Origin of the sequence: Collinsella sp. AM13-34 (assembly GCF_003473055.1) — a bacterium.
Lineage (GTDB): Bacteria > Actinomycetota > Coriobacteriia > Coriobacteriales > Coriobacteriaceae > Collinsella.
Map to the genome: position 1 here is coordinate 39,266 of NZ_QRLE01000014.1, position 12,873 is coordinate 52,138.

Sequence of the window (12,873 nt, forward strand, 5' to 3'; positions counted from 1 at the left end):
CCCAACAGCATGCGGCGCCGTGATGTCATCGGCAGACAAGGAGGACGCCACCATGAAGAAAAAGACCCTATCGATTCTTTCCCTTTGCATCGCCCTCTTTGCCGCATTTGCCCTTGTCGGCTGCGGCGGGAGCGCATCGGGCGGAAGCGGCAGCACCGCCAAGAGCGAGAGCAAGGAAAAGGCCCCCGTCGCCAAGAAGACCGACTTTATCTGGTTTAAGGTCGAGATGCCCGAGGGCGTCGGCGTAAGCGACTCCGCCGGCAAGAATGCCGACAGGGTCCAGCTCACCTTCCCCGAGAACGAGAACACCACAGTCGACCGTTTCATCCCCGTTTGGCAAGAGAAGATGACGGCCGAAGAGTCCTTTGCAGAGCAGGCCGAAAGGCACACTGGAACGTTCCAGTGGGAGGATGGCGACCCCGTCGAGTATAACGGCAGGACGTGGCTCGTCGGAACATACGAGGACAACAGCGGCATCTCAACCATGCTTTTTACCGACGTTGAGCCGGGAAGCGTCTACGTCCTCATCTCGAACTTCGACCAGCACAAGAAAGAAGCCGAGACGCTCCTCAACTCCATCGAGTTCCCCGACGACATGAAGAAAGCAGTTGACGAGGCACGCGAAGTCGAGATTTCGAGCATCGAGATCAAGTAACGGGACACCCGCACGTGCCTATGCGCACCCGCGTACACGCGCCCCATTAAAACAACGGGCACCCAACCCCGGGGAGGGCCGACAGCATCGGCCCTCCCCTCTTTTGCGTCCGAGCATATTGCCACTTAACGGCGCAAATCCGGCCCTCAGAATGGGACACATGGCCCACCCTAGCGAGCCGCCCACGCGTACAGTAAAGGCAGGTAATCCATGGGCGGTTACAGATCGAGGAGGACACGACCATGAAAAAGAAGGCCTTTGCGATTCTCACACTCTGCATCAGTCTCCTTGCCGCGGTTGCCCTGGTGGGTTGCGGCGGAAGCGGCGGCGCTACCGGCAGTGGCGGTGGCGGCGGCGCAGAAAAGCCAGCCGTGGATATGAGGACCGACTTCATTTGGTTTAAGGTCGAGGTGCCCGAGGGCGTCGAGATCACCGACGTTGCCGGCGACACCGCCGACAGGGCCCAGTTTAAGTTCACCGAGAGCGAGCACGCCAGCGATCGCTTCATCCCTGTCTTCGACTCTGACAAGAACGCTGACGAGCTGTTCGACTACGAGGCCAAATGGAAGGCCAACTTTGAGTGGACCGAGAATGATTCCGTCAAGTACAACGGCAAGACTTGGCGCAACGCTTCCTATACACACTCGGGCGGCGTAACGACTGAGTACTTCACCGAAGCAGGCGGCGGCAGCGTTTACGTGAGCATCGACAATGTCGAGGAGCACAAGGACGCCGTCGAGACCATGATGAAGTCTCTGGAGTTTGCCGATGACATTGCCAAGGCCAAGACCGAGGCCATGGACGTCAAGCTCGACGATATCGAGATCAAGCGCTAAGCGACTGGCGAGCGCAACGGGAAACACGGTCGCAGAGCAAACAAGCGACGGTACCCCAGCGCTTCGTACCCAGGGAGGGCCGGTAAACCGACCCTCCTTTTCTTATGCCGATAGCCGGCGAACGCGAGGGTGCCGGGCGGCAAAACCACCCCCAGCGCGGTAGCAGCACAAATAGACAAGCGCCCCAACGCGTCCGCCCGCCGATTTATGGCGCCACGCAGACAATTAAGCCAACACGTTTAGACATCCGGGCAGTATAGTGAACAAAATGAGTGCATAACCGCACCCTGCGAACGGAGGAGTTATGACCGAACACCACGCCATCAGCCGTCGAGCATTCACGTTGGGCCTAGGACTCGCAGCATTGTCGCCATTTGTAAGCCTGCCCGAAACCGCGGGATTGGGCCTTCCCGTGCGCGCGGCATTTGCAGAAGACGCTGCCACAGCGTCAGTCAGCCTCGACAATTTCGTCATTCGCCTTCGCCCCGCGGGCTATTTTCGCACCGCGAGCGTCAACCAAGACGGCAACGTTCGCGGCAACGTCTGCCACCTGTTTAACGACGGCACGTCCAGCAAGCTCATCCTTGAGAACGTAACGACCAAGAATGACGATACAAACTGGTATGCTATCCGCACCTTGCTCAATTTCGAAGAGCATAAAAAGACGGGCTACAGCATTTGATCGGTCGACGACGACTCTGACAAAGATGGAAAGGTCATCCACGTATGGGGCGGCGAGTATGACAACAAGCCCAGCCGCGCTTTTGCGTTCGAGCGTCAATCAAACGGAACCTATATCATCCGAGACCGCACGGTCGAGAAAGAAACCGAGAAAAAAGACATTAAGTACCTGGCAATAGAATCGAACGGCGAAGACCAGGACAACAATAAGATCTGCCATAAGAGTAAGAGCATTCCGTGGGAGCTCGAACTTATCGGTTACGACATGAAAAAGAACGATGCCACGGTTAGCAGCCTCGACTGGATCACGTACAGCAGCTACGTCGATGGGCCATGTTGGATGAAATACGTCGACGACAACAAGTTCCTCGACGAGCTGAGCATCCCGGGTACGCACGATTCGGGCACCTGCAGCGTGGACAACGACACTGAGCCCCAATCCTCGCAAGTAAAATGCCAGCAGGATTACATTCCCACGCAGTTGCTCGAAGGCATTCGCTATTTTGATATCCGGCTCGGAAAGGGCGACGACCCCGGTATCGACCACGGGGATTACTACCTGCTCAAAAAAGACGCGTACTTTATGCATCTTTCCGATGTCATAGGCTACTTCAAAACGTTTTTGAACGAAAACCCGACAGAAGCGCTCATCATGCTTGTATCACGAGGCAACGACGAGGCTACCGACGAAAGTGTTACGACGGCTTTCGCCAAGGTTTTGGACGACAACCCCAAACTGTTCTATACGTCGAGCCGAATCCCCGCGCTACACGAGGTGCGCGGAAAGATCGTTCTGCTGCGTCGATTTAGGCTCGCCGGCAACAGTGTAAGCGGCCACACGTGGGGCCTCGACCTTACCGAATGGGACAACATAATCGCAGCACACCCCAGCAGCTCCTCTATGTGTCTCGTCCAAAACGCGCAAGGCTTTGAAGCCGCAGGGGAAACAGGCGATAAAAAAGCCTATTGCACCAAGGTATATGCCCAGGACCATTACGAATGCACCGGAACCGACAAGATCAGCTGGGTCGATATGGCCCTGCAGGAGACGGCTAAGCTCACCCGCAACGAGGTAGATGTCGAGGACGATAACGGGGCCAAGGAGCAAGTCCTGGAGCGCTGCTGGTCTATCAACTACACCAGCTGCACGAATCACAAGCAAGGAAGCAATCCTTTTACCGCAGCGCGAGTCGTCAACGAGCATCTGTACGAGAGCCCGTACATCAATCCCAGCGGCACCGAGGATACAAAGTCAGATTACCTCAAGCACATTGGCATCATCGCATCCGACTTTGTTGATGCGGCGCTGGCCCGGAGCATCTACCAGCGCAATTACAATTACGATACGAAGCACACGCAGTCGGCTTCGTGCTGCCTCCCGACCCGCATGCGCATGACGTACGGCGACTCGCCGAGCGATGCCTCACTCCAGGATGGCAAGACCGTTGGCGAGGGTCATTTCCGCCTCGTCGACAGCAGCAACGTACTCAACGTGGCGGCTTCGGGCCATGCGTTTGCCATCGAATATGTGGATGTCGACGCCTTGGGCAACGAGACCGTTACGGAGCTGCGGGGCTCCGTGCCCATCGATATCGATCCACGCGCGCTGACGCCCCATTTTGAGGGACTCGAAGGCCTTAAGGCCGGCGAAGACGTGCGCGCCAAGATTGCGGCATCGCTCGAGGGCAAGCTCGAAACCGATGCCTGCACGGCCCAGCTCGAGTTTGTGCACGACGCGAACGGCGCTCCGGGCACGGCAATGGCCGAGGGCGAGGCATTTACCGCAGGGACGTACTGGGTGCGCGCGAAAGGCCTTTTGGGCGACGCGGCGCAGAACTACAAGCTTGCCAATGACGGAGCCGCGAGCTTTACCGTGACGGCTTCGGGCAACGCAGGCGCTACGGACACCGGCGACGGCAACGGCACCAACGCAGGCGGCGCCGACAAGAACGACAAGGGCAACAAGCGCAAGGGCTCAGGCGAAAAGCTTGCCGGCACAGGCGACGGCTCTGGCATCGCCGCCGGGCTCGCTGCCGCCGCCGTGGCGACGACAGTCGCCGGCGCAGCAATGCTTGCCAGCGAACGCGAAAACGCTGGGGACGACAGCGAATAGGCAAGCCCGCCTTTTAGACACATCGACTCAATCGGGGGCGCAGGACACCGTTCTGTGCCCCCGATTTTTACCTTGGCCCGAACGCCGCCATGGGCTACATCACCATGTTCAGCGCGTTAACAAACTCCTGGGCCTTCGCACGACTGCTCAGACTAAAGACGCAAGCGGTTAACAGTCGATTGCGCAGGAAAACGTCGCGACCCTTGATCCTGTTAACGCCCGTGATGTCCTTAAGGTAGACAATCTCGATATGCTTGCCGCCGAAAGTACCCTTCTTGAGCACCTCGATGCGGTTAGGGTAGATCTTGACGTCTTTAAACCTGCCCGAACCTTTGTCCTGGAACAGCAAGGTGTTGTTGTCCATGCGTGTCACTCCCATGGGGTTCGCTAAAACTGCCTCTATGGTCACATTTTAGTCACTTCGGGAATCCTGCACGAAGGCGCTAGGCGACATTGGAATTCGAGTCCGCGCGAAGACCTTTAATGAAGTGCCCAGCACTTCCCCGCAACACAAAAACGGGGCAGTCCGCACTTCTGCGGACCGCCCCGTTCCTCTAACTATCGCATCGCAGCGCCAACCGGCTGCGCTTCCCTACTTCCCAAAGATCGCAGCGAGCAAGCCCTTGCGTTTGGGCTTCTCCTCTCGGTAAGAACCCTCGGCGACCGCTGCAACCTGATGCTGCTGCTCGCCGCCTCCACGGCGTACGATCTGGTACAGAAACGGCGACTTAACGTATTTGACCTCGATGGGCGTGGCATGCACGGTACTCTCGCCGGACAGATGCAGGCTCGGGTTGAGCGGCGCCACGATATGCGTCTCGCGCTTGTCGCTAAACACCACCGCGGCCGCGCGGCCCGTCTGACCGTTTACGGCAATGCGCACCTGCTCGCCATCGCGGCCGTCTGTCGCCGGACGATCGACAAAGTAGACCGGCACCATCACCAGGCCGTCCTTATGCTTGCAGGCCTTGCGCGCCCAGGTGCGGATGCTCTTTTTATTGAGCCCCAGTACAGCCTCGGCGTCGTTGCCCGCAACGTCGAGCGCCAACTTATCAATGACCACCTGGTCCTTGGTAGACGCATCGACGGAGACGACACGAAAGTCACCTTCCTGCATGGCAGGGTCAAACGGCCCAACCTTGGCATAGTCCCACGGCTCCAAAATGCCCTTGAGACGAACGTCCAGGTAGTTTGCCCTGGGGTATGCCCAGTCGAGCACCTCGTAGTACACCAGGGTTTCCTTGCTCAGGCCCTTGCCCGGGAAGCTCACCATCATGCGCAGGTCCGCCAGCGCCATGGGGAAATAGAAGAGCATCATGTCGTTTTGGATCGCATCTTCCACGTCGTGCCCGGCAAAGGCTTCCGCATACTGGTGCACCAGCTGCAGTGCGTTGGCACGTGCCTGCTGCGGCGAGATTTCGCAGGGAATACCCTGCCCAGGTACATACTCCGCACCAACGCCCAAGGTCAGGCGCTTGCTAAACGTCCCCGGCTTGAGCAGGTCGGCAATGCCGATCTTGTTGCCGCAGGACGGGCACTCAAACACGCGCTGGGTCGATGACCCCTCAAAGGACGCGCCGCAGAAGGGGCAGGGAATGCTCACGTGCGTCGCCTCTTGGAACTCCTGCGCCGTTCCGCGATCTTCCCACAGCAGATGCTCCAGGACCGACTGATTGCGCCAGTACGAATTGAAGAAATACCAGTCCGGGTCCTCTGGGCGCTCGAGCTGCGAGACGTGCGTGAGCTTGAGCAGCCCGTCAACCACCGTCTGCGGCGTATGACGGATACCCAGGGCGCTCTTGGGCTCTCCGGCGTCCGCCTGCCACGGAATGACCGCACCGCAATAAGCGCACTCAAAGCTGCGCTTAGCTTGGTGCGAGTACATAGGGCCGCCGCAGTTTTGACATTTAATGGCAAACATCTCGTCCATGGAAACGTCCTCCTTTGCGCAGGGGCTGTCGACATTAAGTATGTCGAGCAAACAGGCACATGCCCATACCCATGTGGCCCAAAATGGACCACCCAGGCAGACGAGAAGGCTCGCTCGTTAGCACCGGCAGACTATTGCTGCATTTTCTGAGCATCGGTGCACGGCGCCCCCGCGCGAGCTACACTATCCCCTTAAACATGATTGTGAGGACGACCGCTATGCTATTTGTAAATCGGCTGGTACATACGCTTGTTCACGGCAGCGAGGGCGAGCCGGTCGATGCATCTTGCCGCACCAACGCGGGCTTTGCCGCAAGCCTCATCTGCATTGGCCTCAACATCACCCTGTGCCTGGCCAAGGGCATCGCGGGCCTGCTCGCCGGCTCTGTCTCGCTCATCGCCGACGCTTTCAACAACCTCTCCGATGCCTCGAGCAACATCGTGAGTCTGCTCGGGTTCCGCCTTGCCAGCCGCCCGGCAGACGAGGGCCACCCTTACGGCCACGGCCGCTACGAGTACCTGGCCGGTCTGTTTGTCGCCGTCCTGGTTTGCGCCGTCGGCATCAACCTAATCCTCGAGTCGATAACCAAGATCATCAAGCCCTCGCCCACCGTGTATTCGGCGCTCTCCATGGCCGCCCTTATTCTGTCCATGCTCGTCAAATTCTGGATGGCCGCGTTCAACCGCGCACTGGGTAACCGCATCGATTCCGAGATGCTCATCGCCACAGCGCAGGACTCCAAAAACGACGTCATTACCTCGGGCTCGGTCTTGGTGGCGGCGCTTATTTCGCAGACGACCGGCTTTGACCTCGATGGCTGGGCAGGCCTGGGTGTGGGCATCTTTATCTGCATCAGTGGCATGGGCCTAGTGCGCGACGCCATCAGCCCGTTGCTGGGGCAAGCGCCCGACCCCAAGCTCGTCCAGGCAATCCGCGACAAGATCATGTCCTATCCGCAGGTCTTGGGCACACACGACCTCATGGTGCACGACTACGGCCCCGGTCGTCAGTTTGCCAGCGCCCACGTGGAGATGCCCGGCGAGGGCGACGCGTTTGAGCACCACGAGATTCTGGACACCATCGAGCACGACATCAAGCGCCAGATGGGCATTGGTATCACGCTGCACTGCGACCCCATCGCGACAACCGGCGATGACTTGCGCGGCTGGGTCAAGCGCGGCGTCATGCAGATCGATCCCGCGCTCTCCATCCACGACCTGCACGAGCACGACGGGTTCGTTTCGTTTGACCTTGTGCGTCCCGACGGCTTTGACATATCCGACGAGGAGCTGCTGGAGCTCGTCACGCGCATCGTGCACGAGCGCCGGCCCGACGTCTCATGCGTCGTCACGTTTGATTCGGGCTTTAGCTCGCCCGACCGTCCAGCAGAGCAGCTGTAGCCTGTTTAACAGCTAGTTTCCCTGCGCGCCCGAGATGCCGTTTTGCAGGGCGTTCCAAGCGTTCGTTGCCATATCGCCCAGGTTCTGTGCGGTATCGCCGAGATTCTGAGCCGTGTCGCCCAGCTCTTGCGCCTTGTCTCCCAACTCCTGTGCCTTGTTGCTCAAGTCCTCCAGCGTGTTGGAGCTCGAGCTGTCGGTACCGCTTTGGCCGTCGGACGAGCTGCCTGAGCTGTTCTTGTGCGTGAGCTGAATTTCGAGGTTGCCGCTGTCGTTATAGTAGGCAGAAGTAACGACCCAGTTGGCATCGACGACGGGCGTTGAGCCATCATCAGTCAGGACCACGGCATTCGAAAGATCGGCGCCGCGCGACTTGAGGAGCTTCTTGGCGTTGGACCAGTACTGCCCCGGAATATCGCTCAGATCGACGGTGCTAGACGAGGCGGACTCGGTTTGTTCGGCAGCGGTATCGGCCGTTGAACTCCCTCGCTTGTTGAGCATGCCCGACACTATGGCAAACACAACCGACAGCGCAAAGAAGATCGCCAACACGATGAGGATCTTCTTGATCACGCTCGACGAACGCGACGGCTTCTTCTCCTCGTCCTCGCCATATTGCGGAATCGACTTGGGGTACTCGCGATACGGCTCGCGCGACTCGTAACGAGGCTGAACCGTGCGCGGCATATACGTCGTCTGCTGAGGCTGCGGAATGGGATTCTGCGGCAGGTCATCATAGGGATTCGGCGTCGAGGCAGCATAAGAATCCTGCGGCGCGTAATCAAACGGATCCGGAGCTGCGTTGCCATAGGGGCCTTGCGAAGATGCAGCGTAAGAATCCTGCGCCGTGTCGCCATAGCCCATAACCCGGGTGGGCTCGGCAGAAGGCTGCGTCGCGGCGGGGTCGGTATAACCGGGGTTGGGAACAACGCGGGTCGCATCGGCGCTATCGCCAGCCTGCGCGGAACCGTAGCCGCCCATCACGGTTGTCTTGTCCTGATCCATGCAACGATTCCTTTCCGTCGCGCGTGAGCCTCAAGTTATCCATGCATTCTACCCGCGCAAAAGCCTATGATGGGCAGAGCCCGTCGGTATCTACAAGACATGCGCGGGCCTAAGGATAAAAAAGCCCCGCCGGGCCTTGGTAGGCGCGACGGGGCGGGCAAGCGGCTATGAGCAGCGAGCTTAGAACAGGCCGGTGATGTTGCCGTCGTTGTCGACGTCGATGTTTTCGGCCGCGGGGATCCTGGGCAGGCCCGGCATGGTCAGAACGCTGCCAGTCAGTGCGACCACAAAGTGGGCGCCGGCGGAAACCTTGAGCTCGCGCACGGTGATGCGGAAGCTCTCGGGAGCGCCCAGGACCTTGGCGTTGTCGCTAAAGCTGTACTGCGTCTTGGCGACGCACACCGGCAGGTTACCAAAGCCGTTCTCGCGCAGCTCGGCGAGCTGGCGCTTGGCGGCCGGCGTAAAGTCAACGCCGTCGGCGCGGTAGACCTTGGTGGCAACGGCCTCGAGGGCATCAGCGACATCAGCGCCGTCCTCATAGGCAAACTTAAGCTCGCTCGGCTGCTCAATCAGACGCATGACCTCATCGGCAAGCTCGAGCGCGCCCTCGCCGCCCTTGGCCCAGACCTCGGAAAGCTTAACGTTGACGCCGAGCTTCTGGCACTCGGACTCGATGAGAGCAAGCTCGGCCTCGGTGTCCGTCGGGAAACGGTTGATGGCGACCACGCAGGGCAGACCATAGACGTTCTGGATGTTGTCGACGTGACGCAGCAGGTTGGGCATGCCAGCCTTGAGTGCCTCGAGGTTCTCCTCGTTGAGGTCGGCCTTGGCGACGCCACCGTTGTACTTCAGCGCACGAGCGGTCGCGACGATCACGACGGCGCTGGGGCGAACGCCCGTCATGCGGCACTTAATGTCGAGGAACTTCTCGGCACCCAGATCGGCACCGAAGCCGGCCTCGGTAATGGCGACATCGCCAAAGCGCATCGCCATACGCGTAGCCATGATGGAGTTGCAGCCGTGGGCAATGTTGGCGAAGGGACCGCCGTGGACAAACGCGGGCGTGCCCTCGAGCGTTTGCACCAGGTTGGGCTTGAGCGCGTCCTTAAGCAACGCGGCCATGGCACCCTGGGCCTTAAGGTCGCGGGCACGGACGGGCTCGCCGGCAAAGCTGTAGCCGACGACGATCTCACCCAAGCGTTCCTTGAGGTCGCTGATGCTCGTAGACAGGCACAGGATTGCCATGACCTCGGAGGCGACGGTGATATCGAAGCCGTCCTCGCGCGGCACGCCCTGGGCCTTACCGCCAATGCCGTCGATAACGTGGCGCAGCTGACGGTCGTTCATATCGACGACGCGCTTCCAAGTGATGCGCTTAACGTCAATACCGAGCTGATTGCCCTGCTGGATGTGGTTATCAAGCATGGCGGCCAGCAGGTTGTTGGCAGCACCGATAGCGTGGAAGTCGCCGGTAAAGTGCAGGTTGATATCCTCCATGGGGATCACCTGAGCCCAGCCGCCACCGGCAGCACCGCCCTTAACGCCAAAGACAGGGCCGAGCGAAGGCTCGCGCAGGGCCACGGCGCTCTTGACGCCGCGGCGACGCAGGCCATCGGCCAGACCGATGGTCGTGGTGGTCTTGCCCTCGCCCGCAGGCGTTGGGTTGATAGCGGTCACGAGGACGAGCTTGGCCTGGTGATCAGTCGGCTCGTTGAGCAGTGAATAGTCGACCTTAGCCTTGTCGAAGCCGTACGGAATCAGGTGCTTTACGTCGACGCCGGCGTTCTTAGCCACCTCGGTAATGGGCAGCGGCGTGACGGAACGTGCGATTTCGATGTCAGTAGGCATGGGCGGTCCTTTCGTTACCGAATGAGAAAAAGACCAATTCAGCATAGCACGGGCGCGCAATAGTAAAACACCCGTAACCGATGAATGGCGATATGTTTATCCAATGCTCAGCGATAGCCTACAGACTAGCCAAAACAAAGCGCCCTAAACGGTAGGTTCAATCCCCAGGTGCTCAAAGGTGCGAAGGGTTGCCTGACGGCCCTGCGGTGTACGAATCATCAGCCCGCACTGCAGCAGATAGGGCTCATAGACATCCTCGAGCGTGCCCGGGTCCTCGCCCACCGCGCTGGCAAGGGTCGTAAGTCCCACGGCACGACCGGAGAACGTCTTGGCGAGCGTCTCCAAAATGCGAATATCCATCCAGTCCAGACCGAGCTCGTCGATCTCGAAGAACTCGAGTGCCTGACGGCAGATATCGAGCTCAATGGGACCGTTGCCGCGCACCTGTGCGTAATCGCGCACGCGCTTGAGCAGGCGGTTGGCAAGACGTGGCGTGCCGCGCGAACGCGAGCCGATCTCGAGTGCACTGGGATGGTCGATCGTCACGCCCAGGATAGTCGCCGAGCGCGTCACAATCTGCGCGAGCTCCTCGACCGTGTAGTAATCCAGGCGATATGAAATGCCAAAGCGGTCGCGCAACGGGCCTGTCAACATGCCTGAGCGGGTCGTTGCCGCTACCAACGTAAACTTGGGAATATCCAGGCGAATCGAACGCGCCGCCGGACCCTTGCCAATCACGATATCGAGGGCAAAGTCCTCCATCGCGGGGTACAGGACCTCCTCGACCGAACGGTTGAGGCGGTGGATCTCGTCGATAAACAGCACATCACCCGGCTGCAAGTTAGTAAGGATGGCCGCCAGGTCGCCCGTGCGCGCGATGGCCGGACCACTCGTGGTCTTGATCTGAGCGCCCAGCTCGTTGGCGATAACGGTGGCCAGCGTGGTCTTGCCCAGGCCCGGAGGACCCGAGAAAATCACGTGGTCGAGCGTCTCGCCACGGCTCTGCGCCGCTTCGATCAACACGCGCAGGCTCTGCTTGATATGCTCCTGACCGCAGTAGTCGTCCAGTCGCTGGGGGCGCAAAGTGCGGTCGACATCGAGATCCTCGGCCGTCAGCTCCGAGCCCACCATGCGCTCGCCGTGCGCCATGGATGCCGCCGGCGAGTTGCCGGGCGTCGCCCACAGGTCCTGAGAGTCATCGGCTTCCCACATCACGCATCCATTCCGAGTCGCTTAAGCGCCGCGCCGAGCAGATCCTCGACACGCATATTCTGCCCATCATACCCGCTCAGGGCAACATCGGTCTCCTGCGGGCTAAAGCCCATGGAAAGGAGCGCCGCACGGGCGTCATCGATGGCCGAGGGAGCGGCAGCGGGCACGGGCATCGCAACCTGGCCGGGAATCACGTCGACCGGCACAAAGCCCTTGTCCTTGGCAAAGGTGCTCTTGAGCTCCAGGATCAGACGCTGAGCTGTCTTTTTGCCCACACCGGGCACCTTGGCCATGCCCTTGTCGTCCTCGGCCATCACCAGCGAATACAATTGCCCCACGGTATAGGTGGAAAGCACGGCGAGCGCCAAGCGCGGGCCAACGCCCGAGACAGACACGAGCCGATCGAACATCGTGCGCTCATCCTTTGAGGAAAAACCGAAAAGTGTCATGGCGTCCTCGCGCACCTGCATACGCGTGTAGAGGCGGACCTCGCCGCCGGGCGTTGGCAACGTGGCCGCAGTGCTACCCGAGATGCCGAGTTCAAAGCCAACGCCCGACACGTCGACGACAGCGGAGCTCATCGTGGCCTCGACAAGCGTTCCGTGGAGCTGGGAAATCATCAGTATCCGGTTCCTCTCTGTTGATAGAACTCGCCACCGGTAAGGGCGCGGGTGCGGCTGAGGTTTACGTGGCAGATGGCACAGGCCAGGGCATCGGCGGCATGGTCGGGATGCGGGTCGTGATCGAGCTGCGTGAGCGTGCGCACCATATAGGCGACCTGCCGCTTATCTGCGGCACCGGTACCCACCACAGCCTGCTTAATCTGCATAGGCGTGTACTCGCCGATCTCGAGTGCGCATTCCGAAAGCGCCACGAGTGCAGCGCCGCGGGCATGCGCCGTAGGAATGGCCGAGCGAACGTTGGCGCCAAAGTAGATGCTCTCGATGGCAGCGGTATCGGGTCGATAACGCTCGACGACACCCTTAAGGTCATGGGCGATATGCGACAGGCGCACCGCGAGCGGACTTCCGGCACTGGTCTCGATGCAGCCATAGGCACGGCAGCGAACCTCGCCACGCCGCTCCTCGATAATCCCCCAACCCGTATGGGCCAAACCGGGGTCAATGCCCAAGATAACCAAGCCAACCTCCCCTCGCCACAAGTACGGCGCAAGACAAGGCCTCGCGCACTATTCA

General features: G+C 60.0%; 12 protein-coding genes. 5 read left to right on the top strand and 7 right to left on the bottom strand.

Features of this window, described 5'->3' with window-relative positions:
- Window positions 1-52 precede the first annotated feature (52 nt).
- The 4 genes from DW151_RS07070 to DW151_RS07085 all read left to right on the top strand — a co-directional run bounded on the left by DW151_RS07070 (window position 53) and on the right by DW151_RS07085 (window position 4,285).
- On the top strand, window positions 53-655 hold the full coding sequence (locus DW151_RS07070) for a hypothetical protein (protein ID WP_118335111.1): 603 nt from the start codon (window positions 53-55) through the stop codon (window positions 653-655).
- Between the two features lie 242 nt (window positions 656-897).
- Window positions 898-1,491: a hypothetical protein gene (locus tag DW151_RS07075; RefSeq protein WP_118335113.1), complete on the top strand. Its 594-nt coding sequence runs from the start codon at window positions 898-900 to the stop codon at window positions 1,489-1,491.
- Between the two features lie 304 nt (window positions 1,492-1,795).
- Entirely contained in the window at window positions 1,796-2,173 is a 378-nt protein-coding gene (locus DW151_RS07080) for a hypothetical protein (RefSeq protein ID WP_147351770.1), read from the top strand.
- A gap of 264 nt (window positions 2,174-2,437) precedes the next feature.
- The gene (locus DW151_RS07085) at window positions 2,438-4,285 is read left to right on the top strand and encodes a phosphatidylinositol-specific phospholipase C (protein ID WP_118335117.1); all 1,848 of its coding nucleotides are present in this window, start codon (window positions 2,438-2,440) and stop codon (window positions 4,283-4,285) included.
- 94 nt (window positions 4,286-4,379) lie between these two features.
- On the opposite strand, the gene DW151_RS07090 is transcribed toward DW151_RS07085, so the two are convergent.
- Together DW151_RS07090 and DW151_RS07095 are read right to left on the bottom strand one after the other, a co-directional pair.
- On the bottom strand, window positions 4,380-4,649 hold the full coding sequence (locus DW151_RS07090; protein WP_118226338.1) for a hypothetical protein: 270 nt from the start codon (window positions 4,647-4,649) through the stop codon (window positions 4,380-4,382).
- 228 nt (window positions 4,650-4,877) lie between these two features.
- Window positions 4,878-6,215 carry a hypothetical protein gene (locus DW151_RS07095; RefSeq protein ID WP_118335119.1) on the bottom strand — a complete coding sequence of 446 codons (1,338 nt, stop codon included), beginning with the start codon at window positions 6,213-6,215 and terminating at the stop codon, window positions 4,878-4,880.
- Between the two features lie 218 nt (window positions 6,216-6,433).
- Between DW151_RS07095 and DW151_RS07100 the strand changes: the two genes are divergently transcribed.
- Window positions 6,434-7,615 carry a cation diffusion facilitator family transporter gene (locus DW151_RS07100; protein WP_118335121.1) on the top strand — a complete coding sequence of 394 codons (1,182 nt, stop codon included), beginning with the start codon at window positions 6,434-6,436 and terminating at the stop codon, window positions 7,613-7,615.
- A 12-nt stretch (window positions 7,616-7,627) separates the two neighbouring features.
- On the opposite strand, the gene DW151_RS07105 is transcribed toward DW151_RS07100, so the two are convergent.
- The 5 genes from DW151_RS07105 to ruvC all read right to left on the bottom strand — a co-directional run bounded on the left by DW151_RS07105 (window position 7,628) and on the right by ruvC (window position 12,818).
- Window positions 7,628-8,617, bottom strand: coding sequence for a hypothetical protein (locus tag DW151_RS07105; protein ID WP_118335125.1), 990 nt, complete (start codon window positions 8,615-8,617; stop codon window positions 7,628-7,630).
- Window positions 8,618-8,797: 180 nt separating this feature from the next.
- Window positions 8,798-10,465, bottom strand: coding sequence for a formate--tetrahydrofolate ligase (locus tag DW151_RS07110; protein WP_118335127.1), 1,668 nt, complete (start codon window positions 10,463-10,465; stop codon window positions 8,798-8,800).
- A 144-nt stretch (window positions 10,466-10,609) separates the two neighbouring features.
- Window positions 10,610-11,677 (bottom strand): Holliday junction branch migration DNA helicase RuvB, encoded by a 1,068-nt coding sequence (ruvB, locus tag DW151_RS07115; protein WP_022095140.1) that lies wholly within the window; start codon window positions 11,675-11,677, stop codon window positions 10,610-10,612.
- On the bottom strand, window positions 11,677-12,297 hold the full coding sequence (gene ruvA, locus DW151_RS07120; protein WP_055310211.1) for a Holliday junction branch migration protein RuvA: 621 nt from the start codon (window positions 12,295-12,297) through the stop codon (window positions 11,677-11,679). Before ruvA ends, ruvB begins: the two co-directional genes overlap by 1 nt.
- Complete coding sequence (ruvC, locus tag DW151_RS07125; protein ID WP_117639774.1) at window positions 12,297-12,818, bottom strand: crossover junction endodeoxyribonuclease RuvC; 522 nt, start codon at window positions 12,816-12,818, stop codon at window positions 12,297-12,299. Before ruvC ends, ruvA begins: the two co-directional genes overlap by 1 nt.
- Window positions 12,819-12,873: the final 55 nt, after the last annotated feature.

What these genes read in the sequence shown, in the direction of transcription:
- DW151_RS07070 (WP_118335111.1), top strand. Translation starts at nt 53, where the DNA reads ATGAAGAAAAAGACCCTATCGATTCTTTCCCTTTGCATCGCCCTCTTT.
- DW151_RS07075 (WP_118335113.1), top strand. Translation starts at nt 898, where the DNA reads ATGAAAAAGAAGGCCTTTGCGATTCTCACACTCTGCATCAGTCTCCTT.
- DW151_RS07080 (WP_147351770.1), top strand. Translation starts at nt 1,796, where the DNA reads ATGACCGAACACCACGCCATCAGCCGTCGAGCATTCACGTTGGGCCTA.
- DW151_RS07085 (WP_118335117.1), top strand. Translation starts at nt 2,438, where the DNA reads ATGAAAAAGAACGATGCCACGGTTAGCAGCCTCGACTGGATCACGTAC.
- DW151_RS07090 (WP_118226338.1), bottom strand. Translation starts at nt 4,649, where the DNA reads ATGGACAACAACACCTTGCTGTTCCAGGACAAAGGTTCGGGCAGGTTT.
- DW151_RS07095 (WP_118335119.1), bottom strand. Translation starts at nt 6,215, where the DNA reads ATGGACGAGATGTTTGCCATTAAATGTCAAAACTGCGGCGGCCCTATG.
- DW151_RS07100 (WP_118335121.1), top strand. Translation starts at nt 6,434, where the DNA reads ATGCTATTTGTAAATCGGCTGGTACATACGCTTGTTCACGGCAGCGAG.
- DW151_RS07105 (WP_118335125.1), bottom strand. Translation starts at nt 8,617, where the DNA reads ATGGATCAGGACAAGACAACCGTGATGGGCGGCTACGGTTCCGCGCAG.
- DW151_RS07110 (WP_118335127.1), bottom strand. Translation starts at nt 10,465, where the DNA reads ATGCCTACTGACATCGAAATCGCACGTTCCGTCACGCCGCTGCCCATT.
- ruvB (WP_022095140.1), bottom strand. Translation starts at nt 11,677, where the DNA reads ATGTGGGAAGCCGATGACTCTCAGGACCTGTGGGCGACGCCCGGCAAC.
- ruvA (WP_055310211.1), bottom strand. Translation starts at nt 12,297, where the DNA reads ATGATTTCCCAGCTCCACGGAACGCTTGTCGAGGCCACGATGAGCTCC.